Annotated in this window: 25 protein-coding genes, 1 tRNA gene and 1 pseudogene; 7 read left to right on the top strand and 20 right to left on the bottom strand. The window is 58.9% G+C overall.

From position 1 onward, the window contains the following. Nucleotides 1-30 precede the first annotated feature (30 nt). On the bottom strand, nucleotides 31-984 hold the full coding sequence (locus QFX16_RS10610; protein ID WP_283183865.1) for a sugar ABC transporter substrate-binding protein: 954 nt from the start codon (nucleotides 982-984) through the stop codon (nucleotides 31-33). Between the two features lie 192 nt (nucleotides 985-1176). Continuing rightward, entirely contained in the window at nucleotides 1177-1638 is a 462-nt protein-coding gene (locus QFX16_RS10605) for a hypothetical protein (protein WP_283183864.1), read from the bottom strand. Nucleotides 1639-1989: 351 nt separating this feature from the next. Here QFX16_RS10605 and QFX16_RS10600 point away from each other — a divergent pair, with 351 nt between their 5' ends. The 3 genes from QFX16_RS10600 (at nucleotide 1990) to QFX16_RS10590 (ending at nucleotide 4233) form a co-directional block, all read left to right on the top strand. After that, nucleotides 1990-3078, top strand: a complete 1089-nt coding sequence (locus QFX16_RS10600; RefSeq protein WP_283183863.1) for an asparaginase — start codon at nucleotides 1990-1992, stop codon at nucleotides 3076-3078. 170 nt (nucleotides 3079-3248) lie between these two features. Then, nucleotides 3249-3539, top strand: a complete 291-nt coding sequence (locus tag QFX16_RS10595) for a DUF1654 domain-containing protein (protein ID WP_283183862.1) — start codon at nucleotides 3249-3251, stop codon at nucleotides 3537-3539. A gap of 4 nt (nucleotides 3540-3543) precedes the next feature. Then, a complete protein-coding gene (locus tag QFX16_RS10590) occupies nucleotides 3544-4233 on the top strand; it encodes an endonuclease (protein WP_283183861.1) in 690 nt (229 codons plus the stop codon). A gap of 56 nt (nucleotides 4234-4289) precedes the next feature. On the opposite strand, the gene QFX16_RS10585 is transcribed toward QFX16_RS10590, so the two are convergent. Together QFX16_RS10585 and QFX16_RS10580 are read right to left on the bottom strand one after the other, a co-directional pair. Then, a complete protein-coding gene (locus QFX16_RS10585; protein ID WP_283183860.1) occupies nucleotides 4290-5201 on the bottom strand; it encodes a siderophore-interacting protein in 912 nt (303 codons plus the stop codon). Nucleotides 5202-5301: 100 nt separating this feature from the next. Beyond that, the gene (locus tag QFX16_RS10580) at nucleotides 5302-5667 is read right to left on the bottom strand and encodes an SPOR domain-containing protein (protein ID WP_283183859.1); all 366 of its coding nucleotides are present in this window, start codon (nucleotides 5665-5667) and stop codon (nucleotides 5302-5304) included. Nucleotides 5668-5917: 250 nt separating this feature from the next. Between QFX16_RS10580 and csrA the strand changes: the two genes are divergently transcribed. After that, nucleotides 5918-6112, top strand: a complete 195-nt coding sequence (gene csrA, locus QFX16_RS10575) for a carbon storage regulator CsrA (protein ID WP_007938114.1) — start codon at nucleotides 5918-5920, stop codon at nucleotides 6110-6112. A 180-nt stretch (nucleotides 6113-6292) separates the two neighbouring features. Here the strand turns inward: csrA and QFX16_RS10570 are convergent, their stop codons facing one another. Further along, entirely contained in the window at nucleotides 6293-6748 is a 456-nt protein-coding gene (locus tag QFX16_RS10570) for a DUF2214 family protein (protein ID WP_283183858.1), read from the bottom strand. Between the two features lie 216 nt (nucleotides 6749-6964). On the opposite strand from QFX16_RS10570, the gene QFX16_RS10565 reads away from it, so the two are divergent. After that, on the top strand, nucleotides 6965-7177 hold the full coding sequence (locus tag QFX16_RS10565) for a hypothetical protein (RefSeq protein ID WP_033061943.1): 213 nt from the start codon (nucleotides 6965-6967) through the stop codon (nucleotides 7175-7177). 131 nt (nucleotides 7178-7308) lie between these two features. Here QFX16_RS10565 and QFX16_RS10560 read toward each other — a convergent pair. Beyond that, a pseudogene (locus tag QFX16_RS10560) lies at nucleotides 7309-7471 on the bottom strand (DUF6124 family protein); the annotation flags it as partial. A 7-nt stretch (nucleotides 7472-7478) separates the two neighbouring features. On the opposite strand from QFX16_RS10560, the gene QFX16_RS10555 reads away from it, so the two are divergent. Then, nucleotides 7479-8186: an alpha/beta fold hydrolase gene (locus tag QFX16_RS10555; protein ID WP_283183857.1), complete on the top strand. Its 708-nt coding sequence runs from the start codon at nucleotides 7479-7481 to the stop codon at nucleotides 8184-8186. Between the two features lie 113 nt (nucleotides 8187-8299). Here QFX16_RS10555 and QFX16_RS10550 read toward each other — a convergent pair whose 3' ends face one another. Next, nucleotides 8300-8494 carry a hypothetical protein gene (locus QFX16_RS10550; protein WP_111452631.1) on the bottom strand — a complete coding sequence of 65 codons (195 nt, stop codon included), beginning with the start codon at nucleotides 8492-8494 and terminating at the stop codon, nucleotides 8300-8302. Between the two features lie 413 nt (nucleotides 8495-8907). Beyond that, nucleotides 8908-8984: transfer RNA gene (locus QFX16_RS10545), tRNA-Val, on the bottom strand. A gap of 183 nt (nucleotides 8985-9167) precedes the next feature. Between QFX16_RS10545 and QFX16_RS10540 the strand changes: the two genes are divergently transcribed. After that, nucleotides 9168-10451, top strand: coding sequence for an NAD(P)/FAD-dependent oxidoreductase (locus QFX16_RS10540; RefSeq protein ID WP_283183856.1), 1284 nt, complete (start codon nucleotides 9168-9170; stop codon nucleotides 10449-10451). Nucleotides 10452-10512: 61 nt separating this feature from the next. Here the strand turns inward: QFX16_RS10540 and QFX16_RS10535 are convergent, their stop codons facing one another. From QFX16_RS10535 to QFX16_RS10480, 12 genes are read right to left on the bottom strand one after another with little or no spacing between them, the layout of a single operon-like run. Further along, nucleotides 10513-11145, bottom strand: coding sequence for an RraA family protein (locus QFX16_RS10535; protein ID WP_283183855.1), 633 nt, complete (start codon nucleotides 11143-11145; stop codon nucleotides 10513-10515). Beyond that, the gene (locus tag QFX16_RS10530) at nucleotides 11136-11918 is read right to left on the bottom strand and encodes an IucA/IucC family C-terminal-domain containing protein (RefSeq protein WP_283183854.1); all 783 of its coding nucleotides are present in this window, start codon (nucleotides 11916-11918) and stop codon (nucleotides 11136-11138) included. Before QFX16_RS10530 ends, QFX16_RS10535 begins: the two co-directional genes overlap by 10 nt. Continuing rightward, nucleotides 11915-12706: an ABC transporter ATP-binding protein gene (locus QFX16_RS10525; RefSeq protein ID WP_283183853.1), complete on the bottom strand. Its 792-nt coding sequence runs from the start codon at nucleotides 12704-12706 to the stop codon at nucleotides 11915-11917. Before QFX16_RS10525 ends, QFX16_RS10530 begins: the two co-directional genes overlap by 4 nt. Nucleotides 12707-12718: 12 nt before the next feature. Next, nucleotides 12719-13750, bottom strand: a complete 1032-nt coding sequence (locus tag QFX16_RS10520) for a FecCD family ABC transporter permease (RefSeq protein WP_283183852.1) — start codon at nucleotides 13748-13750, stop codon at nucleotides 12719-12721. After that, nucleotides 13743-14732 carry a FecCD family ABC transporter permease gene (locus tag QFX16_RS10515; protein ID WP_283183851.1) on the bottom strand — a complete coding sequence of 330 codons (990 nt, stop codon included), beginning with the start codon at nucleotides 14730-14732 and terminating at the stop codon, nucleotides 13743-13745. The genes QFX16_RS10520 and QFX16_RS10515 overlap by 8 nt, the downstream gene beginning before the upstream one ends. Further along, nucleotides 14729-15652 carry an ABC transporter substrate-binding protein gene (locus QFX16_RS10510; RefSeq protein ID WP_283183850.1) on the bottom strand — a complete coding sequence of 308 codons (924 nt, stop codon included), beginning with the start codon at nucleotides 15650-15652 and terminating at the stop codon, nucleotides 14729-14731. The genes QFX16_RS10515 and QFX16_RS10510 overlap by 4 nt, the downstream gene beginning before the upstream one ends. Further along, a complete protein-coding gene (locus QFX16_RS10505) occupies nucleotides 15642-17489 on the bottom strand; it encodes an IucA/IucC family protein (protein WP_283183849.1) in 1848 nt (615 codons plus the stop codon). Before QFX16_RS10505 ends, QFX16_RS10510 begins: the two co-directional genes overlap by 11 nt. 4 nt (nucleotides 17490-17493) lie before the next feature. Next, on the bottom strand, nucleotides 17494-18267 hold the full coding sequence (locus QFX16_RS10500; RefSeq protein WP_283183848.1) for an HpcH/HpaI aldolase family protein: 774 nt from the start codon (nucleotides 18265-18267) through the stop codon (nucleotides 17494-17496). Further along, the gene (locus QFX16_RS10495) at nucleotides 18261-20132 is read right to left on the bottom strand and encodes an IucA/IucC family protein (RefSeq protein ID WP_283183847.1); all 1872 of its coding nucleotides are present in this window, start codon (nucleotides 20130-20132) and stop codon (nucleotides 18261-18263) included. The genes QFX16_RS10500 and QFX16_RS10495 overlap by 7 nt, the downstream gene beginning before the upstream one ends. Nucleotides 20133-20151: 19 nt before the next feature. Beyond that, nucleotides 20152-21579, bottom strand: coding sequence for a DHA2 family efflux MFS transporter permease subunit (locus QFX16_RS10490; protein ID WP_283184546.1), 1428 nt, complete (start codon nucleotides 21577-21579; stop codon nucleotides 20152-20154). Next, nucleotides 21576-22787, bottom strand: a complete 1212-nt coding sequence (locus QFX16_RS10485) for a type III PLP-dependent enzyme (protein ID WP_283183846.1) — start codon at nucleotides 22785-22787, stop codon at nucleotides 21576-21578. Before QFX16_RS10485 ends, QFX16_RS10490 begins: the two co-directional genes overlap by 4 nt. Next, a complete protein-coding gene (locus QFX16_RS10480) occupies nucleotides 22780-24564 on the bottom strand; it encodes an IucA/IucC family protein (protein ID WP_283183845.1) in 1785 nt (594 codons plus the stop codon). The genes QFX16_RS10485 and QFX16_RS10480 overlap by 8 nt, the downstream gene beginning before the upstream one ends. Between the last annotated feature and the right edge of the window lie 105 nt (nucleotides 24565-24669).

Raw genomic sequence — 24669 nt, 5'->3', positions numbered from 1 at the left:
CGGGCGAGCACCGTTGTGTCGCCAGAAGGCCTACTTGGTGACCAGCTCTACCGGAGTTTCGATCACGCCATTGGTGCCGCTGTCGACTTTCTCACCCTTGATGATCTTCAGCGCAGTTTCGATGCCAAACACGGCTTGCCTGGCTGCAAACTGGTCAGCGGTGGCCAGAACGCGGCCATCCTTGAGCATTGGCTTGATGGCGTTGATGTTGTCGTAACCGACCACTTGCACCTTGCCGGCCTTGCCCGCTGCGCGCACGGCGGATACTGCGCCGACGGCCATGCTGTCATTACCGGCCAGCAGGGCTTTGACTTGCGGGTATTCGCTGAGGATCGAGGCAGCAACCTTGTTGCCTTTGTCGATTTCCCAGTCACCGGACTGCAAAGAGACGACCTTGATCTGCGCCGCTTCCATCGCATCCTTGAAGCCTGCGGTTCTTTGCTGTGCGTTGGTGGTGGTTGAAACGCCTTCGATGATGCCGACTTCGTCTCCGGCTTTCAGTTGCTTGGCCAGGTACTCGCCCACCAGACGCGCGCCTTTGCGGTTATCCGGGCCTACGAACGGTACGGTGATGTTTTTGCTTTTGACCACAGCCGGGTCCAACTGGTTGTCGATGTTGATCACGGTGATACCGGCATCGATGGCTTTCTTGATCACAGGGACCATGGCCTTGGAGTCAGCCGGTGCGATGACCAGCGCATTGACCTTGGCCAGAATCATTTGCTCGACGATGCGTGTCTGGCCAGCCGTGTCGGTTTCGTCTTTGATGCCGTTGGAGATCAGCTCGAAATCGCCGGAGTGGTCTTTCTGATAGGCCTTGGCGCCGTCTTCCATGGTCAGGAAGAATTCATTGGCCAGGGATTTCATGACCAGCGCGACTTTGGGTTTTTCAGTCTCGGCGAAGGCCGAAGAGACGGGTAACGCGACGGATGCGGCAGTCAGCATAGCGACAGCGAGAAGACGTCCAGCGAATGGCAGCTTCATGGGTTTACTCCGATCTTATGATTATTGTGAGCAACGCTTGCGCTGGCGTAGGCTTCATTGCGCTCACTGATGGAAACCACCGGGAGCGCCGCGCAAACGTTTGCGTAGACCGAACTATGCGAACCCTGCCGACATTTGTCAACGACCAGAAAAACCGTTTTGCGGGGGAAACCGCAAATGCCGGCATTCATGTCATACCGTCGTGTTGACTACCGATCCGGTACTGGAGCTCTTGGCCATTTCCTTGTAAAGGCTGTTGGCCGTTTCCAGTATTGCGGCAGTGGTGTCGGCCATTTGCCCCTGAATCGCCATCACCACGGTGGCCTTGGCTTCAGGCGTCGGGTAAGACGCCGATTGGGCCGCCGCCAATTGTTGCTGTTGCTGACGCAACTGCTCTTGCAGTTCTTTCAGACGCTTGAGCAAAACCTTTTGCGCCACCGAGGCGTTGTCGGCGTCACCCGCTTCAGTCGACGCCTCCGCACTTTTATCCAGGCCCACAGCGCCGGTTCTGACTTGCTTGCTGTCGCTTTCCTTCGCACCCAACGCTTGATTCGCGGCATCGACCGTCTGATCGCTCAACGCTTGAATCGAAGCGGCGGACTTGCCGCCGATGGTGACGCCTGCGGCGTTTGGGATACCAATGGATAACGACATGTGAACTCCTGTGAGTAGAAAGATCCTTTAAAGGAACATCGACCGAAGCACGGGTTTCTTTAGCAGTGATTCGCAATCTTGCAAGGCGATTTGCTCTACAGAGGTCGTAGTACTTTTCGGAGAGCCGAACAGAAACGCTCAACGCGTTCGGAAACCCGGACAACAGACTGTGTAACCATTCTGGCCAATCAAATAAATACTGATAAAAATCATCAAGTTAAAAGTTTTTCTCATTCAAAGTACGACTGGTACAGATCCTGCTCATCTCATTCACCCCAAGCGCTCAGATCCGCTTGGGGCGCATCTAGATGAACCTGCATCAGCACCGTCTCACTACTAGAGAGAAAAATAATGACATCTGCTTTCAAGACCTTCGTTCCGGGCGCTTTAGCCCTCTTGCTGCTCCTGCCTACTGCCCTTCAGGCAAAAGAAGTCGAAACCCAACAGAAACTGGCGAACGTGGTGATCCTGGCCACCGGCGGCACCATTGCCGGCGCGGGCGCCAGCGCCGCCAATAGCGCGACCTATCAAGCGGCAAAAGTCGGCATCGAACAATTGATCGCCGGGGTTCCGGAACTCAGCCAGCTGGCTAACGTTCGTGGCGAACAGGTCATGCAGATTGCGTCCGAAAGCATCACCAACGACAACCTGCTGCAACTGGGTCGTCGCGTGGCTGAACTGGCCGACAGCAAAGACGTCGACGGCATCGTTATCACCCACGGCACCGACACCCTGGAAGAAACCGCGTACTTCCTGAACCTGGTGGAAAAAACCGACAAGCCCATCATCGTTGTCGGCTCCATGCGCCCAGGCACCGCGATGTCGGCCGATGGCATGCTGAACCTGTACAACGCAGTGGCCGTGGCCAGCAGCAAAGAGGCGCGCGGCAAAGGCGTACTGGTGACCATGAACGATGAAATCCAGTCGGGTCGCGACGTCAGCAAAATGATCAACATCAAGACTGAGGCGTTCAAAAGTGCCTGGGGCCCACTCGGCATGGTGGTCGAAGGTAAATCCTACTGGTTCCGTCTGCCGGCCAAGCGTCACACCATGGACTCGGAATTCGACATCAAAACCATCACGAGCCTGCCTGACGTCGAAATCGCCTATTCCTACGGCAATGTCAGCGATACCGCTTACAAAGCGTTGGCTCAGTCTGGCGCCAAAGCCATCATTCACGCCGGTACCGGCAATGGCTCAGTCTCGTCCCGTGTAGTCCCATCGCTGCAAGCCCTGCGCAAGGACGGCGTGCAAATCATTCGCTCGTCCCACGTCAACGCCGGCGGTTTCGTACTGCGTAACGCCGAACAGCCTGACGACAAGTACGACTGGGTTGTGGCGCATGATCTGAACCCGCAAAAGGCCCGCATCCTGGCCATGGTCGCACTGACCAAGACCAACGACAGCAAAGAGCTGCAACGGATGTTCTGGGAATACTGATTCGCCCTCGCCCGACCGGTTCCGGTCGGGCACTGCTTTCACCACTCGCCAACCCAGGCGAGTGGCTCACACCCCCTTCCGATATTTCGATAAAAATTTTCCATTCGTCCTACACCAAACGGAAAAAATTGCTGTCAGAGGATTTTCTTGAATTTTAAGTAGTTGCGAAAATGCTTACAGCTAAATACTGTATGCACGTACAGCTTAATAAGGATAATTCCGTGGCCAACACCTCTGCCTCTCCTGACTCCTATGCACGCATGGGTATGCGCGTTCAAAAAATCATCAATTCCCCTACCGCTCAAAAAGCCAAAGCAGCCTTGATCTTCCGTCTACCGGACGAACCTGTGGATGAGTGGGAACAATTGCTCGAAGAAATCGACGAGAACGACAACGTCACCCTCGCCTATCGCGACGATGGCGGTGTGCAGATTTTTTGGGTTGTGCCGAAGGAAGATTGAGTCAATGAGTGTCCGCTGGTTTGCTTTGCTGTTTTTGTTCATCACCCTCGGCGCCCAGGCTGGCGCCCCACGCACCTTCAACGAAGCCAAGAAAGTTGCCTGGAAGCTCTACGCACCGCAATCCACAGAGTTCTATTGCGGGTGCAAATACACCGGCAACAAAATCAACCTCGCAGCCTGCGGTTACGTACCGCGCAAAAACGCGAAGCGCGCTGCCCGCATCGAGTGGGAGCACATTGTTCCGGCCTGGCAGATCGGCCATCAGCGTCAGTGCTGGCAAGATGGTGGGCGCAAGAACTGCACGCGTTACGATCCGACCTACCAGAAGGCCGAAGCCGACCTGCACAACCTGGTGCCGAGCATTGGTGAGGTGAATGGCGATCGCAGCAACTTCAGTTTCGGCTGGTTGCCGGTGCAGTCGGGCCAATATGGCTCGTGCCTGACTCAGGTCGACTTCAAGGCGAAGAAGGTCATGCCCCGCCCGTCCATACGCGGCATGATCGCTCGAACGTATTTCTACATGAGCAAGCAGTACGGTCTGCGCCTGTCGAAACAGGATCGACAACTGTACGAAGCCTGGAACAAAACCTATCCGGTAGAGGCCTGGGAACGACAGCGCAACCAAAGCGTGGCGTGCGTCATGGGACGCGGCAACGAGTTTGTCGGCCCGGTCGATATGAAAGCCTGCGGTTAAGTGCACGCTGAAAACACAAAGGCCTCGGGTTTAATGCCCGAGGCCTTTGTTCGTTTCTAACCGCCCACTTTGTTGTAGCGCCAATAGCCCATGAGGTTGAGTGATTCCTTGGCAATGCCGCATTCCTTGATCAAGTATTTGCGCAGACTCATCACTGCAACCGTTTCCCCGGCGACCCAGCCGTAGAAGCCATCACCGACAGACTCGGACGTTTCCCAGAGCATGTCTTCGTCGACATCGACTTCCGCCAGTTCCACCGTTTCGAATGCTTTCGAAGAGGATGACGGCAGAATGGCCCGACGGACCGCGTCGGTCATCAGCGAACCCGCTCCAGTCACGGTGGCGTGATCTCGAATCAGCCACTCCACCGAAAGTCCGGGCCAGTCAGGAACCGGCAACGCATCGTCCACACTGTCTACTTCAAAAAACGCCTGGGTTATCGGTGGTACGGCAAGCGCTGCCAGCTCATCCAGAATGCCGAGCGCCGCGGGTAAAGCCGTGGCATCGGCGACCAGTAACAGATGTTTGAGCTGTTGAGGCGGCTTCCATTCGAAACCGCCCGCGTCTTGCGCCGAAATCTGGCGATCAGGTGCGACGATCTGGATCGGTTCACCCGCCGCTGCATGAATTGCCCAACGGGATGCGGGTCCGGTTTCGCCGTGCAACACGAAGTCGATGTCCACTTCGCCCTGCTCGGCACGCAAATGTCGGATGGTGTAAGTGCGCATCGCCGGGCGCTGGGCAACCGGCATCGAGCGGTAACGTGCGTACCAGTCATCGCCATGAGAGAGCCTGGCAGGCGAACCGTCCACAGCCGGAAAGAACAGCTTCACGCGCTGGTCGGGTGACCAGGTCGCCATTTCGGTAACCATCGGACCGGCCAGAGTGACGCGCATCAAATGAGGACTCCGCATCTTTTTGTGGCGCAGGACTGCGTCGAATATTTTGTAAGGGGTGGCGGAGGCCATGGGGGAACTCCTACAGGGAATCGACAGTGACTACGTCTAGAAACGAGTCAATGTGGATCCCCTTTAAGGCGTTCCGTCGAAAGCCCCCTGGATACGACCGTTACTGGGTCAATGGACGTTCGACGACCAGCAATTCGATGTTCTGTTTCTTCGCGCGGGTGAGCGCCGCGCGCACTTCTGTCTGTTTGGCCTCGGCCTCTGCTTTCGAACTGAATGGCCCGAGCAGAATCCGGGTCTTTCCATTTTCCTTGACGATATTGGAAACAAAACTGTGCTCAATCAGCCAGCCGCTCAAATCGCTGACCGCCTGAGGTGTTTCGCCTCGAACTTCGAGATCCCATTGTGGCGCGGATACCACCGAAGGTGCAGCCGCAGCTGCCGATTGCGGCTTTTGCGCCTCAACACGCTTGCCCTCACCGCATCCCGCCAGCGCCAGTACCGCGATTACCAAGACCATTTTGCGCACAACGCTTCCCTCAAAATGCTTAAAGCGGCGATTTTAGCATCCATGAATACTTCCCGAGTGCCGCAAAATGGGCTGAAAACAACGAGAATGATGGTTGCGGCCTCTGTATAGTTACGCCTTGGGAATTAATGCAGCATCTGCGCGTCAGAAAGAGGCACCCAAACCGTGAGACTTCGCACTAATCTATACATACCACCGACCTCTGCACTGTCCGAATCAGGTGCCCTACAAAGCAATCAAGGAGAAGACCATGCTGATACTCACCCGCAAAGTCGGTGAAAGCATAAATATTGGTGATGACATTACGATCACCATTCTGGGCGTTAGCGGCCAGCAAGTCAGAATTGGCATCAATGCCCCGAAAGACGTTGCGGTTCATCGCGAAGAAATCTATCAGCGCATTCAGGCTGGCCTCACCGCTCCAGACAAACCGCAGACTCCCTGAATCCTGTTGCAGTCAGTAGCCAGCCCGTTCGTTACAGCGCAATGGCTGGCTAAAGATTCATGCTCGGCATTTTGTTGAGCACTCGCCTCCTCCCCCCATTACGTGAAGCCGATGCTACCGGCTTCGGCCACGCCGTGGCTGTCAGATTATTCGCTTTAACCCCGACGAATCACGCCGTTATTAGCCGAAGGTCACACCGCGCGCCATGCCGGTGGCCGCAATCACCATCATCATCAACAACAGCGCTTCGATATGGCTGATGCGCGCAAACAGCCTGGCTCGGCCCTGGTCAATCGAAGCGCCCCTGCCCAAGGCGATCCGCCACTTGATCAAGGTGATCATTGGTGCCACTTCAAGCAGCAGAATGATCACGAACAGCGTCATCTTCAGATGGAACAACGGCTGATGAAGGTAATAGTCGGTGCCTTTGTCGTACCCACCGAAGGCCCGCATCAAACCTGTGATCAGCAAAATACCCGCACAGATGCCCCATACGTTATCGGCAACCAGCACGCTGCGGACCTGCGCCGTACCGACGGCCAGGCGGCTTAACGCCGCCCCTCGGGTGAGCACCGCCCAGAGGCCCAAGGCAACAGCCAAGAGGTGGATCGCCGCAAGAAACCAGTGAGACAGCATAGGGATGCTCCTGACAGGGATAAGGAAATGGGCTTGTCAGTAGTAGTCCAAATTCTGGAAATCTGCCTGCCAGGCACCTACAGGCTGAGGGCAATTTTTTCGAAGCATGCCTGCTCAGGGCGACATGACTGGCGAACAGCCAGCTATCTCCCTATCATGCCGCTCACTGGCCCTTGCGTAAGGAGTCAGAGGATAATCATTCAAAAGGAATTAGACGTGAAAGAGTTCGTAATTGGCGTAAACAACGTAGTTCTGTACGTCGCACTGGCCGTTATCTGGATCGCCGCAGTGGTCATGATCTTCGTTCAGGGCTTCTGGTCCGGGGCAGGCGTTTTCATTACCGGCACCCTGACGTGGTGCATCATCTCCGGCTTCTGGTTTGTACAGTCGGCGACTTATGAAGAACTGAAGAAGTTGAACGCCAGGTAAGATTGGTTTTAGTTGGTTGGACCTACCACGCAGGTCCGACGCTGTTGAGATGAACCACGCCAGTAGTGATTCATGCTCTTCATGCAACATTTGTAACGAGGGGGCAATCCCCTCGTTACAGTGCCTGGCGACTACCCAGGCTTGTGGTTATCCAGTACGCGATTGACCGCTAACTCACCCATCATGATCACCTGTTGCAGCACCAGCATCGTCTTGCGCTGCGGGCCTTCCATCTGGCCGGCGATATCACTGGTCATAACGCTGGGCCGACGCCAACGATTCGCAGGCAAGGACGGAACACATGAATCGATCAACTCCCACGCTGGTTCTGCTACCTGGAATGGATGGAACAGGTGAATTGTTCGCAGCCTTTGCATCCAGCATGGAGCGCGAATTCGATACGCTAATCATCACCTATCCCCCCAATATTCCGCTGAGCTACACAGCGCTGGAGTCGCTGGTCCGAGAGTCGCTGCCGACCGACCGCCCATTCGTACTGCTGGGTGAATCCTTCTCGGGACCGATCGCTATTTCCCTGAGCGCCAGGCAACCGCCCCAGCAGCTGGGACTCGTGCTGTGCGGCACATTCGCACGCAATCCAAGACCAATATTCAGTCACTTGAGTTTTTTGCTCGGCGCACTGCCGCTCAGCCTTGCGCCTGTCGGATGGATCAGCAAAGTATTGCTCGGCCGGTTTTCCACGAGCGCCCTGCGCGCAGCGCTACGCCAGGCCATCACTCAAGTGAGCCCTTCGGTAATGCGTTCACGACTACGATCGGTTCTTACCGTTGACGTATCCGCCAAGCTCGCCCAAGTCAGCGTACCGACTATTTACCTTCGCGCTAAGCATGATTCGGTGGTTCCCGGGACAGCGTCTACGCGGGTCTCTTCAATGAACGGTGATACACGAATCATTGAAATCGAAGCACCGCACTGCCTGCTTCAGGTTGCGCCTGAAGAGGCGGCCAGACACATCCAAGCATTTTTGAAAACGCTGGAAGGTATTTGAGGTTCTCGGTGTTAAAGGCGACCAAACCCATGCCTCTGCCCTGCCTGACAGCAAGCGCTGCAATGATGCCGAGATCCAGATGTGAAGAGCCCAGCGCGATGGCTGGGCTCTGGTTATTTTCTGTTTTCCATCATCTTGTCGGCGAGAGCTTTGGCCCTTTCAATCAACAGGTTCTGCCTGTCTTCATGAGTAGCCCCTCCTACAACCGGTGCCGTCAGATTGCTTTCCGCAATCAACGCAGCGCAGAAGTATTGATCCCAAACAGCTCTGTCCTCAGATACCGGCTTGTTCATTTGGTCGGCGATCATATGCGGCTCCTTTTGATGAGGTAGCACCGCTATCTTACGCCTGAATCACTGGCAACCCGTGCCGCTGAAGCTAATCGGCAAACCGGGTGATCATTGGGCCCGAGGAGCGCCTGTCACCGCCGTCTCTCGCTAGCCGATGGCCTGCGCACTCAGTCGCTCTATCGTCACGATCACGATCGTGATTGCGATCATACCCCTGCATTGTCACGCGCCCATTCCCCTACGACACCACCCGCGCTACGGCGGCCACCAGCAAAGTGAAGACACGACGAAAAGAAGGTCGAGTATCTGGAGGTGGGCGCCGAGCTGGCGTTTGAGTGGGGTTTTGCAAAAGTTTTGCAAATCGCAGACAACAAAAAAGGGCCCACCTTTCGGTGAGCCCTTCTAGACCGCCCAGCAGAGCGGATTTTGTTTGGTAGGCGCGATTGGACTCGAACCAACGACCCCCACCATGTCAAGGTGGTGCTCTAACCAACTGAGCTACGTGCCTGCTGTGAGGCGGCATTCTACGGAATTCCGGAGGGGTGTCAACACCTTTTTTCGAGCTAACCCTATGAATATGCAAAATATTTAATTTTGCCGCTGCAAAGAAGATTTTGCGGTGGCTGGCGGTCGATTTTTATCTCGGGTAGGATCGATGCACTCGTAAAATATATTAAACAGAGGCTGCAGGATGGCGAACACCCCCTACCCGGAATCCTATTACGCCGCATCGGCCAATGCGGTTCCGCCGCGCCCGGCCTTGCAGGATGACGTAGAGACTGATGTCTGTGTGATCGGTGCCGGTTACACCGGTCTGTCCTCTGCCCTGTTTCTGCTGGAAAACGGTTTCCGGGTTACGGTGCTTGAGGCCGCGAAGGTAGGTTTTGGTGCGTCGGGGCGTAACGGTGGCCAGATCGTTAACAGTTATAGCCGCGACATCGATGTGATCGAGCGCAGTGTCGGTCCCAAGCAGGCTCAGTTGCTGGGGCAGATGGCATTCGAAGGTGGGCGGATCATTCGTGAGCGGGTTGCCAAATATAATATCCAGTGCGACTTGAAGGACGGTGGCGTATTCGCCGCCATTACCGCCAAGCACATGGGCCATCTGGAATCCCAGAAGCGTCTGTGGGAGCGGTTCGGTCACACGCAGCTTGAACTGATGGATCAGCGTCGCATCCGTGAAGTGGTCGCTTGCGATCAATACGTCGGCGGCATGCTCGACATGAGCGGCGGGCACATTCATCCGCTGAACCTGGTACTGGGCGAAGCCGCAGCTGTGGAGTCGTTGGGCGGAACTATTTATGAGCAATCGCCGGCGGTGCGCATCGAGCGCGGCGCGAGTCCGGTGGTGCATACGCCTCAGGGCAAGGTCAGAGCCAAGTTCATCATCGTGGCGGGCAATGCGTATCTCGGTAATCTGGTGCCGGAACTGGCCGCCAAATCGATGCCCTGCGGGACTCAGGTGATCACCACTGAACCCTTGGGCGAAGCATTGGCCAAGAGCCTGTTGCCGCAGGATTACTGCGTCGAGGACTGCAACTACCTGCTCGACTACTACCGTTTGACTGGCGACAAGCGCCTGGTCTTCGGCGGTGGCGTGGTGTATGGCGCGCGGGATCCGGCGAACATCGAGGCGATAATTCGGCCGAAGATGCTCAAGGCCTTCCCGCAGCTCAAGGACGTGAAGATCGATTACGCCTGGACCGGCAATTTCCTGCTGACCTTGTCGCGTCTTCCCCAGGTCGGACGCCTGGGCGACAACATCTACTATTCCCAGGGTTGCAGCGGCCATGGCGTGACGTACACGCACCTGGCGGGCAAGGTGTTGGCTGAAGCATTACGTGGCCAGGCTGAGCGTTTCGATGCGTTTGCCGACCTGCCCCACTACCCGTTCCCCGGCGGACAACTGCTGCGCACACCGTTCGCTGCGTTGGGCGCCTGGTATTACGGACTGCGCGACAAACTCGGCTTCTGACCGATTAGATGCAAAAAAGGGGCAACTGCACAGTTGCCCCTTTTCATTTCAGCTCGGGAAGTCAGCCCCTTCGCTGATTGAGCCTCTGCAAGAACTCGGCCCTGCGCTGCTGGTCCATTTCCTCTTTGGCCAAGAGCTCGGGAAGCAGCTCGGCCGCACGCTGGGCATCGAGGATGAAGACACCGTCATCATCACCAATGGCCAGGTCCCCCGGCTGCACCCGAACCCCGCCCACATTGATCGACTGATTGACTTCCCCATGGGCGCCAATGCCGCGAGTCGTGTACGCACTGACGTCCCGGCAAAAGATCGGCAACCCATGGCGACGCAATGCGCCGACATCCGTGACCGCACCCGATACCACCACCCCGGCCAACCCTTTGATCAGCCCGGCCAGGGTGCGCAGTTCACCCCAGCAGCCACACTCCTCGTCGCCCACACATTCGATCACCAGCACGTCACCCGGCTCACTCAGCAACAGTGCTTCACGCAAAATGCTGCCATCCGGTGGGAAGACTTTGACGGTGACGACATTACCGACCATGCGGATGTCGTTGAACAGCGGCTTGATCCCCCGCAGGAAACCCTGATCAGAAAAATGGCCGATGGTTGATGAAGGGATCGACCGGTAGGCGTTGAGTAACTCCGGGGTGACGAGCTGATGGCGAGGGTTGATCTGATCACTCATCGGCATTTCCCCGGACGTAGCAATGGGCAGGTCGAACAATATTCAGCGGGCTCAGTAGCCAGGTAATAGAAGCAGCAGGTTCGCCGAAAGCGAATGCTGCGCTGCCCCTCATCGAGCAGTGTCGGCGGTCGGCGGAAATGGCTCAGCGGGTTGTAATCGAGGCCGAACAGCGCAGGTTCTGCCTGGGTGAGCAACCACCTGAAGTCCGCTTCATAGCGCTCGCGCACCGACGGTTCGTCGATTTTTGCCATGCGTTTTTCATACAACGAATACACGCGTACGGCGGTGTTTTCCCACAAGATGCGCCGTGAAACGCCACTCACACGGTTGAAGGTTTGCCACAGCGGCTTCAACAGCCCGGCAAACAATGCCTGCACCAGGGTTTCCCGCCAGGTCTCGCGCTCACCTGCCTCGTACGTCAGCGGCAGGGAATGAACCAGCGGCATCGAAGACGTCCACAGCCCTTCATCGTGGCCGTATTCGATCACCGTGTTATCCAGGGACAGCAGCAGTCCTTTGTCGTACACCGACATGGCGTACAAACAGGCGCCGGTTGCCAGGAACGACAGGCGCTTGCCTAGCAGTGAGGCCGTGATCGCCCGCGACGGTGAGCCAATGACCGGGCTCAATGCGTCCAGCAAACGCTCGCACACATCTTCCTGCAACAGGTCACGCGCCATCAGCGAGCGTAATGGGTCACGTTCGGCGCAGTCCTTCAGACGCAACCCACCGCCCAGCACGTTCCATTCTTGCGCGGTGAAGTGGTGAGCCAGATTCATTGCGGCAATTCCCGACCAAACGGGATGCACATCGGCGTACCAAAGAACGGGTCAGGAAAAATCCTGCAGTTGAGGTCGAACACGGTTTTGACCAGCGCCTGAGTCAAGACGTCCTCAGGGCGGCCTTGGGCAAATGCCGTACGTTCATGTACCGCAACCATATGATCCGCATAACGACAGGCCAGGTTGAGGTCGTGAAGCACCATGATGATGGTTTTGTTTTCGAGCCGGTTGAGGTCGCGCAGCAGGTCCAGCACTTCAATCTGGTGAGCCAGGTCGAGGAAGGTCGTCGGCTCGTCCAGCAACACAATGCCGGTGTCCTGGGCCAGGGTCATGGCGATCCACGCACGCTGGCGCTGCCCACCGGACAAGGCATCCACCGGCCGATCCGCCAGCGCCTGCAAACTGGTCTGCGTCAGCGCACGATTGACCATGGTTTCATCCTCGGCCGACCACTGCTGCATCCAGCTTTGATAAGGGTATCGGCCCAGGGCTACGAGCTGGCGAACGGTAATGCCCTCCGGCGCCGTCGGTGTCTGGGGCAGGATGGCCAACTCACGCGCCACCGCCGCCGTGGATTTTTGCTGGATATCCACGCCGTTGAGAATCACCGAGCCTTGCTGCGGTTTCAGCAGTCGGGCAAAGGATTTGAGCAAGGTGCTTTTGCCGCAGCCGTTACTGCCAATCAGCACCGAGATCTTGCCCTTGGGCAGTTGCATGTCCAGCGCGTCAATAATCACCTGGCGCTGATAACTCAGGGTCAGCCCGCGACTTGCAATCGACGTCATACGTTGAATTCCTTAATGACGCTGTTTAATCAATAAATAGAGAAAAAAGGGTGTGCCCAGCACCGCGACAAAGATCCCGGCCGGTAGATCCAGGGGCAAAAACAGCGTGCGCCCGACCAGGTCCGCCAGCATCACCAGATTTGCGCCAATCAGGGCTGCCATCACGGCCTGCCCCGCGAAACCAGAGGCCACCAGGCGTTTGGCAATATGCGGCGCGATCAGCCCGACAAACGCGATCGCCCCCCCCCAGGCAATGGCCGCACCGGCCAACGCCACACTCACCAGCAACAAACCGGCCCGCAGCCACTGCACGCGCACGCCGATGCCCTGTGCCAGGTTGTCATCCAGCTGTTGCACCATCACCTGACGGGCCAGCAGCACCAGCAGCGGACAAATGCCCAACAACCAGCTCGCAAGCGCCAGCGGTTCGGGCCAACTGGCGCCGTACACGCTGCCGGTCAGCCAAACGTAGGCAGACAGTGTGGTGGTCAGCGGACTGAAAACCAGAATGAAGGTGGTCGCGGCCGTCAACATCGCCGAGACGCCCACGCCAATCAGCACCAGCCGCAGCGGTGAGGTCCCCTGCTTCCAGGCCAGCAGATAAATGGCCAATGTTGCCAAAGCCGCACCGAGCATCGCGGCCAGGGGCAAAAATTGTTGCCCCAGCGTCGCGGACAAGAACGACAGGTAAAGCACGGCGGCAGCGCTGGCACCGCTGGTGATGCCCAGCAGGTCCGGCGATGCCAGCGGGTTGCGGATAATGCTTTGCAGGATCAGCCCGGACACCGACAACGCAGCGCCCACCAGCGCCGCCAGCACAATGCGTGGAAAACGCAGTTGCTCGACGATCAACGTCAGGCCGGCGTCCTGGCTGGAAAACAGAATTCGCATCACCTCAAGGGGCGAAAGGTTGACTTTCCCCAGCGACAACGAGCCGAGCATCACCAGCACCGTCAGCACCAGCGCCGCCGCCAACCGCAACCACGTGGAAAGGTTGACCCGCCGGGAATACCCGCCCCGGCGCCAAGTCACCACCCTATCCATAACGACCTCCACGCCGGGCCAACATAATGAAAAACGGCGCGCCGAACAGCGCCGTCATCACCCCTACCGGCACCTCCTGAGGCAAGATCAATACCCGCGACAGCGTATCCGCCAACAGCAGGAGAATGGCGTTGAGCAGCGCACAACCGGGCAGCAACCAGCGATGATCGATGGACAACCCCTTGCGCACCATGTGCGGTACCAGAAGACCGATGAAACCAATGCTGCCGGCCAACGCCACCGCGCTGCCCGCGAGACAAATCACCAGCACGCTCATCAGCAGCCGGATCAGACCGGTTCGCTGCCCCAGACCCGTGGCAATCTCTTCCCCGGCGTTCAGCACGTTGACCTGCCCGGCCAGCAACAGCGCCCCCGACAACCCGAACACATCAGTCAGCAACAAGGGTGCGGCGCTCGGCAGGTTGCGTTCGGACAACGAACCAGCCATCCAGAACAGCACCGTGTCCAGGCCATCCTGATTCACCACCAGCAGCGCCTGGCTGAAGGCGGAGAACAACGCGGCGATCGCCGCGCCCGCCAGCACGATGCGCAGTGGACTGAGACTGCCTTGCCCCATGTTGCCGATCAGCCACACCAGACAACCCGCCACGGCAGCGCCAATGAACGCCGACCATAGCCAGGCATCCGGGGATGACAGCGAGAAGATCGAGGAAAACAGAATGATAAAAAAGGTCGCGCCGGCGTTGATCCCGAACAATCCGGGGGACGCCAACGGATTGCGCGTCAGTGCCTGCATCAGGGCGCCCGCGACCGCCAGGCTAGCGCCTACGGAAATCGCCATCAAGGTGCGCGACAGGCGCGTGGTGGTCACCAGCACATGACTGATACTCAATGGGTCGGGATGGACAAACGCCGCGGCAATCTGTGGCAGTGGAATCCAGGTGGCACCGACCGCCAGGCTCAATACGCAGCACAGCAGCAACACGACACCCGCGCTGCACAGCTTTACTCCCGGACTCATGAGGCCACCTGCGCGGCGGCCACGCGGGCCACGTCGTCGAGCATCAGATTGGCCCCCAACATCCCGCCCGACAGACTCCACGCGACGCCATCGACCTGCCACACCTGTCCTTGCTGCGGGGCACGCATCTGCTTCCACAGCGGGTGTTGAACCAGGCTCTCGTAGTTGCGCTGCACCGCCGCGTTCTGCGCGCGCAGGAACACAAAAAAAATGTCGGCATTCACCACGGCAAGGCTTTCCTTGCTGGTGAGTTTGATCGATACCCCGCTCGCCTCCCGGCTGCTGTCACTCCAATTGAATCCCAGTTCGCTGAGCACGGAGCCCGGAAAACTCGCCGGCAGGTAACTGCGAATGTGGTCTTCGCGGATATCCAGAATCGACACCGTGGGAGGCCAGCGGTCGGCAAATGTCTGCTGCAGTTGCTCACACAGCTGTGCCACGCGTTGCTCCCATCGGTTCAAAATCTCGTCGGCCCTCTGTTGCTGGTGTAATGCAGCGCCCATCAGCGCCAGGGTCTTTTTGAGTTCAAACACTTCCTCCAGCATCAGCACCGGAGCGATCCGCTTGAGTAACGGCGCAATGCGTTCATGGCGATAGCGCGAGGCAACGATCAAGTCCGGCTTGAGCAGCGCGATGTCCTCAAGGCTGGGCTGGGTTTCCAGCCCGACATGGGGCACAGTACCCAGTGCCGCGCGCAAATAGCGATAGGTCGGTTTTTCGCTCCAGGAATCAACCACGCCACACGGGGTCACGCCCAATACCACGGCGCAGTCGGTGGCGCCCTGAAACAAAGTGATCACCCGCAACGGCGCGGCGCCAGCCTCGGCCCACGCCGGCGCGGAAAACCTGAGGGCGAGCGCCCCCAGGGACAGTCGCAACAGCGTGCGCCTGGAGGGATGACATCGCGGTTCAGGCTTCACGATCGAGCCTGTGAAACGGATTGACCACCTGCCCTTTGCCAAACGGCATGCTGCCAGGGCCGCCCGCGCGTTCGATCATCGGGGTGAGCAGCAATTTCTGTGGCCAATGTGGCGCTTCGAACAACTGGTGCTTGATCATGATCCGCGCCTCGGCGTCAAACTCGATCGTTTCGATCAACTCGTTGAGCACTTCGCCCATCGCCGTCCACAACCCGGTCGCCGGCAATGCGTAGACCTCAGCCAGCGTATCGATGATGGCGCGGAAGTTGACCTGAATGCCCAGGGTCTGCAACCAGAACAGCAGGTCTTCAGGGCAATCGTGGTACAGCGTGTTGGCGTGTCCCTTCTTCAATCGGTAAGCCGGGTCGGCCAAGCCGTTGCGTTCCAGCCACGGCACGAAGATGCGCAACGAATCGTGATCGCGCAACAGCAAGCCCTGCGCGTAACCGGCCTTCCACACCAGCACCGCGTTCTGCCCGTGAATTTCACCGAGCATGCCGATGCGGAACATCCGCAGGTTGATATCGAAGAAGCTGTGGCACAACTCGCGGAACAACGTCATCACCGACGCGGCGTTGGCCGGCAGTTGGCGGTAGGCCATCCAGTCATCGAAGAAGTGCTGATTGCTACCCGGCAGCGGTGTGCCCAATGCCGCCATGGGCACCAGTCGGCAGTCCGGATCTTCGAGCAGCGCGGGTGGATAGCCGCGCACCATGGCCGACAGGTGACGCGGCGCTTCGTCGAACAGCGTCGCGTCTGGTGGCATGAACGCCCACCATTTGGTTTCGTCGCACAGGTGCAGGGACTGTTGCAGGGTTTGATCCTTGCTCAGTGCCTGACGCAGCAGCGCCTCACTCAGGCCGCCATTGATCATTTTCACCGCGGGCAGGTAACGCGAAGCGCCCAGCGAATAGATTGCCATCGGCAACTTGAGGTAATCGGCGCTGTTGAAGCACGGGGTCATCGAGCGCAATGACGAGGTGGCGAAGAAATCACCGTCAGTGAAGTCCAGTCGATGGCAATCACCCTTGGCGAACGCGTCGCCGAGTTGCGCCTCCAGCACATGTTCGAACTGCCACGGGTGAACCGGCAGCGCGATGTGGCTCTGGGCAATGCCGCGCTGCTGCAGCTCTTGTTGCAAGTTGGCCTGCAACAGCGGCGGCAACAGGTAGTGGGCGGGATAACGCTGCGCCAGGTCCGTCACGCCGACGCCGCATTGCAGCAACGTGCGGTCGACCGCGACCCAATTGAGCGCCACCGGACGGGCAAATTCGGCCTGATACTGCTGGTATTCGGTTTCGCTCAAACCCTGCTTGGCTTTGGCCAGCGGATGGTAGGGACGATCACGCAGCGAAGCCCACTGTTCCATCGCAAGGAAGAAGTCCGCGTTGCTCTTTTCCAGCAAACGTTCGCTGTCAACCCGATGGGCCAGGGACAACTCGGTTTGCCGGACGCTGGTGCGCAGCACATCCAGGAACAGGGCGAAGCCTTTTTCATTGTCCGGGTAGCGATCGGTCATCCCTGCCAACACCCGGGTCGTGAAGGCCTCGGGTGACAGCGCGGTCAGTTGGTCATTCTGTCGCGCCCAAACCGGCGTGCCCGGTACTTTCTCCCATTGCTGAGTTATACCGGGACGCAAGGCAATGACGATGCAACCTTGAGGATCGCTGGGCCATTCCCAGATCCGTTGTTCGGCGCTCAACCCGGTAAACGGCTGATCGGCCGATGACGATGGCGCCACCAGATTCAGCGGCTCGGTCCCGAAAAAATGTTCGGCCAGCAAACAATCGACCAGATCCTGCATCACCCTGTCGGCGGCCATTGCGGTGAAGTTCATCCGATTATTTTCCTTCTGCTGAAGTGGCGGCCAATCTGGCCTGGAGGGCACGAAAAGCGATGCCACGCTCGTCACCCAAAACAAAGCTTTTTACGCCGCGAGCCAACCACCGTCCGTGGTCGCCCGGCTGGCGTGGAATCGCGCAATACGGCACGCCCGCGGCACTCGCCGCATGCCAGCTGGAGAGCAGCGCTTGCTGCACCTCGGGCCGGTCGATCTGCCAAGGCATGCCCATCGATTGCGACAAGTCGGCGGCCCCTTCCAGAATCATGTCCAAGCCAGGCACCGCGACAATCTCTGCCGCCCGCCGCACACCTTCGGCACTTTCGATCATCGCCACGACCATGATTTGCTCATTGGCCAGCGCGACGTACTCCGCCAGGCTGTGTTTGCCAAAGGCACCGGGGCGACCGGCATTCAGGCTGCGGGTGCCCTGCGGGTGGTATTTGCACGCCCGAATGCTTTCGGCCAAGGGCTCGGGGCCTTCGATCATCGGCAACACAATGCCCTGGGCACCGCCATCGAGCAGGCGCAGCAGGATTTTCGGGTTGAGGTCGGCCACCCGCACCAGTGGGGTCAGCGCGTAACTCTCAGCGGTGCGGATCATGTTCTCCACGGTCTCGGGGTTGATCAGCACGTGTTCCATATCGATGATCACAAAATCAAAACCCGCCTCGGCAATCAGTTCGATGGCCGCTGGCGACGGAATCGAGCTGATCAGGCCGTAGACCGGCTCACCTGTTCTGAGGTTCTGCTTGAGCAGATTGGTCCTCAGCATGATTGCGGCCGGAACGCGTGCAGCGGATTCGGCACCGATTTGAAACGACGTTCGCCGTCGCCCAGCAGGCGGCGCTTGGTCAGTTCTTCCACTTCGTAGAACGGCGCGAAAACATCAAACGCTGCATAACGCGGACGGTGTTGCGGATGTTCAGCCTGGTAAGCAGTGATCACCTCGGCAGTCATCTGCCAGAACCCGGCTTCTTCCAGCTGATAGTGCTGATGCAGGAAAATCGCCATCTCGGCCAGGGCGATGAAAAAGAACGAATCACAGGAAAAATCCCGGACCGCATCCAGGTCGTCGGTGAGGATGAACGAGTTACGGTTTAGCTTGGCGTGGCTGGCGGGCAGCGGCACCAGGGTCGGGCACAGTTCGGGGCGCCCCAAGTGCTGCGGTGAATAGCGCACGCCGTCATGGAAGTCTTTCAGGGCAATACGTTGTGGCCAGCCCTGCTTCACGATCAGGACGATGTTTTGTCCATGGGATTCCATGCCGATGCCTTCGGCGTACAGCATGTGAATGATCGGCGACACTGCCACCTGCAACAGTTGGCGCGTCCAGGCGTGCAGGCCGTATTGAGCAATCCACGCATCGATGAACGGGGTCTGTTCCCCCGGTCCGTAGCGGTTGTCCACGGAGCTCAAGCCATTGAACGGCACCGCTTGCTCGTCGTCTTGCAGGTACTGGTGAATGCTCTCGCGCCACAGGGTGCCCATCGTGCCGTAGGCCTGGGACATCCGCGTGGCGGGCAGGTGATCGTAGTCAAAGCTGACGCCAACCACTTCACCGAGAATCACAAAGCCAAGGTCGCGGGCGGTGCTGTCGCTGCCGATCAACTGCTGCAACCAGTCGGTGATGATCGGGCCGTTCATCACCGTGTGCCGGGCCAGAATTCGGGTACTGGAGGTATTGGTCATGCTCAGCGCGAGCTTGACGTAAGGCCGCTTTTTCTCAGTGACGTTGGCCAGGGTGCGGATCGATTGCTGCGCCTGATAGCGATCATCCGTGATGCCCAGATAGATCACTTCACCGCTGACCAGTTCTGGGTAGAAAACGGGAACGATGACGTTTTCCCACTGCCACGGGTGCACCGGCATCAACCAATAATCGCCCATCGCCTTGCCGTGGTCGGTGAGGGTCTCAGCCAGTTGCTGCCAGCGCTGAAATCCGAATTCCTGCTGGATAAATCCTTCGTAATCCAGGTGCTGCGAGATGTTCATCGCCCCGCAGGATTTGGCCACGGCCAGCCAGACAATCGCGATGGGCGCGGCAAATTCCGGCCCGTAACGGGCGTTGTCCTTGAGCGAGAAACCGATGCGCGATTTGTAGCAAGGATGATAGCTGTGGGCGTCCATGAAGTGCTGTTCCAGCGCATCGACATCCAGTTGATGGGTTGGCTTTGCCGCTTGGTAACCCTGGCTGCGCGATTGCAGATCCTTGAGCATCGTTTGTTCAAGCTCATAGGTGAAGCGTGGCAGGTGCGGGCTTTCCTGAAGTTCGATCAGCAGCTCCGCCAATGCTTGATGAAGGTGCGGCCGGCTGCGCGCGCCCAACGCATCTACGCGTTCGAGACTGGCATAGTCGAGACGGATCAGCTCGAAGCTTTCGCTGAGCAATCCGCTGCAGTGGTACTCCACCGGTTGTTGCTGCGCGTCGAAGCCGCTGACGACAAAACGGTACTGGCCGCCATCGAGGGGCGAATGGCGATACGGCAGGACGTTTTCATACAGCAGCGTTTGCAGCAGCTGGCCCACCACGCGCTGTTCCACTTGCTGATAGTGGCGGGGATCGGCCGTCGCCAGCCAGACGCCTGGCGCTGAATCCGCAGCTTGATGTGTTGCCTGTGAAGAAGTCGCCATAGTCATAACCTTGTCCGTGAAAGAATTAACGGTGTTCGAGGGCTGAGGGCAATGCCTCGGCCGGCTCGTCGGATGCGTGAACGGGAAAACGCCAGGCACAGGGCAATGCCAGCAGGATGAGAATGCCGGTGGCCATGAAGACCTCGCTGATCGCCCCCGAGCTGGCCATCGAAACCACCCCGCCCCCGGTCTCGGCAGTCAGGCGGAATTCCAGCCACAGGGAGGCGATCACGATGGCCAGTGACGAGACGAGACGACGGGAAATGTTGTTCATCGCCGCGCCCTGAGTGACCATCGGTTCAGGCAGTGCATCGAGCCCGGCGGTGGTGATGGGGATATAGGACAGGCCCAGCCCGGCACCGCGGACCATCATCAGGAAAAACACCACACCGATTGAAGCGCCAGCCCCCAGCACGCCCAATCCCAACGTGGCGCCCCCGGTCAGCAGCAGCCCCCAGAGCACCACGCCACGCGGGCCGTGCCGGTCCAACCACTTGCCGCCGACATGCCCGAACAGGCTGGCGAACAGCGCCGTGCACAGCAGCGACAGGCCGGTCCAGATAGCGCTGTAGCCCATCACCACTTGCACCAGCAACGGCAGCAGGACCAGACACTCGAACATGCCGACCGACTGCACCACCGCGATGATTACGCTCAAGCGATAACCGCGCAGGGCAAAGATGCGCAGGTTGAGCAGCGGCGAAGCCCGGTTCAGTTCCAGTCGTACAAACGCCACCAGACACAGGATCGCCGCCAGCAGCATGCCAAGGTTGAGCGGATCAGTGAGGGCTTCGGCATGGCGCAGACGGCCAACGGCGATCATCAGCAGACCGATGCCCGTCGCGATCAACAGGTAACCCGCCAGGTCGAAAGGTTTGCGTTCCGATGCTTCGGAAGCAGGCAAAACGCCGACACCCAGGATCAGCGCCAGCAGGCCAATCGGCACATTCATCAGGAACAGCGAGCGCCAACTGAACCACTCCAGCATCAGGCTCCCGCACAAGGGTCCCAATGCCGGTGCCAGCATGACCGCCGCGCCCCACAGACCGGTGACCCTGCCCCGCTCACCCTTGGCGTACACCGAAAAAATGATCGCCAGCGACAACGGAATCATCAGTCCGCTGGCGATGCCTTGCACCACGCGCGCGGTAATCACCAGCGCGATGGAGTTGGCCAGCGCCCCCAACAGCGAACCGCAGACAAACAACGCCACGCCCCACAAATACAGGGATTTGCGCCCCATCCGCTGACTGAGAAAACTGGTGAGGGGCATGGTCATGCCCATGCTCACCATGAACGCAGCCACAATCCAGGTGGCCAACAGCGGGCCGATATCAAAGGCCTCCATGAACGCCGGCAACGCCGGATTCAGCGAGCTGTTGTTCAGGCTGACCGTCAGCGTGCCCAACAACACATTGACCACCACCAACCAGCGCGGCACGGCAAACGTCAATCCCACAGGGCGGCTCCGGCCTGTTGCACAAACACCTGTGGCGGTCGCGGATGACAGAGGAAGTCGGCATGGGAGATGTTGTAGCCATAGGCACCCGCCAGCGGCAGCACCAGCATGTCGCCGATCTCCACTCCGGTGAGCGGGTAATCGCGGCTCAGCACATCCTTGGGCGTGCAGAGCTGCCCAACGACGGTCCACTCCTGTTGTGTCGCCGTTGGCGTTACGCGATGCCGAGGCAGATGAATGATCGGGTGATCATGGCCCTGGGCAACCGGCAAACGAAACTGATGGGTGCCGCCCCGACAGACCAGGAAATGCTTGCCGTGACTGGTTTTCCTGTCCAGCACTTCAATGGAGTAGTAGCCGCAGAAGGCGCTGATGAAACGACCGGGCTCAAAGCGCACGATGGGCGCATCGGCGCACGTTGCAAGGCTCTGCCCCAAATGCGTACACAAGCGCTGCCAGTCGAATTGCTGCGGCCCAAGGTAATTAACGCCGATGCCACCGCCCACATTGAGGTGGGTGATCGCCGCGGGATCCACTGACAACGCCTTCCATTGCGGCCAGCGCTGCAGGTACAGATCGAGCAATTGTTCATGGCGTTCCACCAGCGACTGATGAGACATCGCATGCACATGGAAGCCCTTGAGCCGCAGGTGGCTGGCGTTATCGACCCAGCTGACCGCCTGAGCCAGTTCCGACTCATCGATCCCGAACGGTGTGGCGGTGCCGGCCATCGCCAGTTTGCTGGAGAGCGGCGACGGAAGTTCAGGGTTGATCCGCAGCAGCACGTCTTGCACGTGCCCCGCTTCCAGTGCCAGCCGTTGCAGGCGGACGATTTCATTCAGGCTTTCGATGTGAATCGCTTCAACCCGATGTTGCAGCGCCGAACGCAGATCGGAGTCCAGCTTGCCGGGGCCGGAGAAGATAAATGGCTTGCGCGTCGGGCAGGCCTGGAGGCGATCGATCTCGCCGCCGGAGGAAATCTCGAACCCGTGCACCAACGGCGCCACGGCGGCCAGGATTTGCGCTTCGCTGTTGGCCTTGATCGCGTAGTAAAGCTCTACGCCTTCGGGCAGCGCCGCCATCACCTGCGTCACGTGCTGTTTCAGCGCGTCCAGGTCGTAGATAAACAGCGCCAGTGGATCTTCGTGCTGCATGCGGGCTTCGTCGATGGCAGCCAGTACCGTCGCGGGCAGCTTATCCATGCTTGGCCTCCTTGCCCCACGGGGACACCAGACTGACGTAGCTGGCCTGGCGATCAGCCTTGGCTGCCAAGCGAACTTTCAGGTTGGTTTTGCAGGCAATCGGCTGACCGGCGATCAGTGCGTCCAACTCCGGCGCAGCGCGGGTCAATTCGGCGCGGATGCTGATCAACTGCTGCTCCACCCGTTGCCACATCAGCGGCGCCAGGTGCGGACGTTCCCAGCTCAGGGCCAGTACCGACTCGGACAAGTTGTTGACGAACAGGCAATAGACGATGCGATTCCAGCCTTGCTGGCGGGAATAGAGCAGCGACTCACGCACCCGTGGATGAACGTCTGCATCGATCCGGGAAGCACCCAGTTCGTCGGTCAGTTTGACCCCTTCGAAATCCCGCAGCAGCAAGCGTTGTGGACGACCGTTGTCATGCACCAGCACGCTGTTCTGCAAATGCGGTTCCATCACGATACCGTGATTGAAGAACAGCGCCAGCACCGGCCGTAGCAGCAGCGCCTGATAGTCGTCGAACCAGCTCAACAGCGTTTGATCGTCGATGTCATTACCGTTGAACCGGCTCAGGAACTCATGCACCAACGGCGGCAAATGCAGGCTACGAGCGAACAACGTACCGGCCATGATGCTGCAGTCGGTGCCGGTGTCGAGGCAGAAGTTCTCCCGCAGGATCGCCCCGGTCTGTTCGCGGAACCAGTGGTTATCGGCTTCGCTGGCCTGTTGCGGCGCCCAACTCAGAATGCCCGGTTCGGCCACCACCGAGAGCCCGCCAAGGGTTTCCGGCCGGGTCAATTGGAGGTTACGAAAGACTCGGTCGATCATCAGTGCGCTTTCCAATTCGTACCAGGCGTTTTTCCTGACGCAGTTGGTGATGCGCACGTTCAGCGAGCCCTTGATGAAGAACTCATGGCCCTCGATGTACCAGGTGCGGATGGACGCAGTGGGGTTGGCCATCAGCCCTGTGGCGCCAAGGTCGACGATGGCCGCGGATTTCAACAAACGCTGAACCCGACCATCCTGCATGAACAGCTGGGCCTGTACCGGGTGCATGCAGATAACCGCGTGCCCTGGCCGCGCCTGCGCTTGATCGGCAAAACCGGCCAGCACTTTGGCTTTGCTCAGGCCGTTGGCACCGACGTTCAATCCTTCCAGCGGCACCTCGAACAGGTGTAATGGCGTGCGGGCCTGGAATTCCGGGGCGTAGGTTTCCTGGGCCAGATGAGCTGGCCACAGCCGCGCCTTGGGTGCCGGGTGGTTCGGATGACCGAACCACAAGCCCTGCTCGCTGGCGAGGTAACCGCTGAGCGGTGCCGGGTGCTGGCCGTCCATGTTGTGGCCGACGATGGCCGCGGTCAGCAACTGGCTTTGCAACACCTGATCCAGCAACTCGTCGTTGCTGGCGCGGGTCATGTGTTCGCACGCCGCGAGCAACTGCTCGACGAACTCGGTAAACCTCAGGCACGACCAGTCGCCCTCGCCACGCCGCGCATAGACGTCCGACAGGTAACGGTGACTGCCCAGACCATCACGGCGGTCCACCATCACAAAGAACTGCTGCTGGTTGGGCAGGTTGATGGTCAGGGGAATGCCCTTCCATTCCAGCCCCTCGAGGTAACTGCCCGGGGCGATACCTTGCATCTGCGTCGGCCAACTGTAACTGAGGCAGTTTTCCGGCAGGGCGAACTCTTTGATCAAACAATTAAGCAACGCGCGCGTCGTCGCCAACTCACTGACCATATTCGATAAAACACTGCGATCTGGATGATTCATGGGTGCTCCACAGTAGCCCGCGAGGCCACTGGACACGTTATATGGCGAAAAAATTAGTTGCTGATCGACCTGTTTAACGGCCGACGAAACCCCATGTAACGACAT

Source organism: Pseudomonas svalbardensis (genome assembly GCF_030053115.1).
GTDB classification, from domain to species: Bacteria; Pseudomonadota; Gammaproteobacteria; order Pseudomonadales; family Pseudomonadaceae; genus Aquipseudomonas; species Aquipseudomonas svalbardensis.
This window is presented reverse-complemented; position numbering and strand designations above follow the sequence as displayed.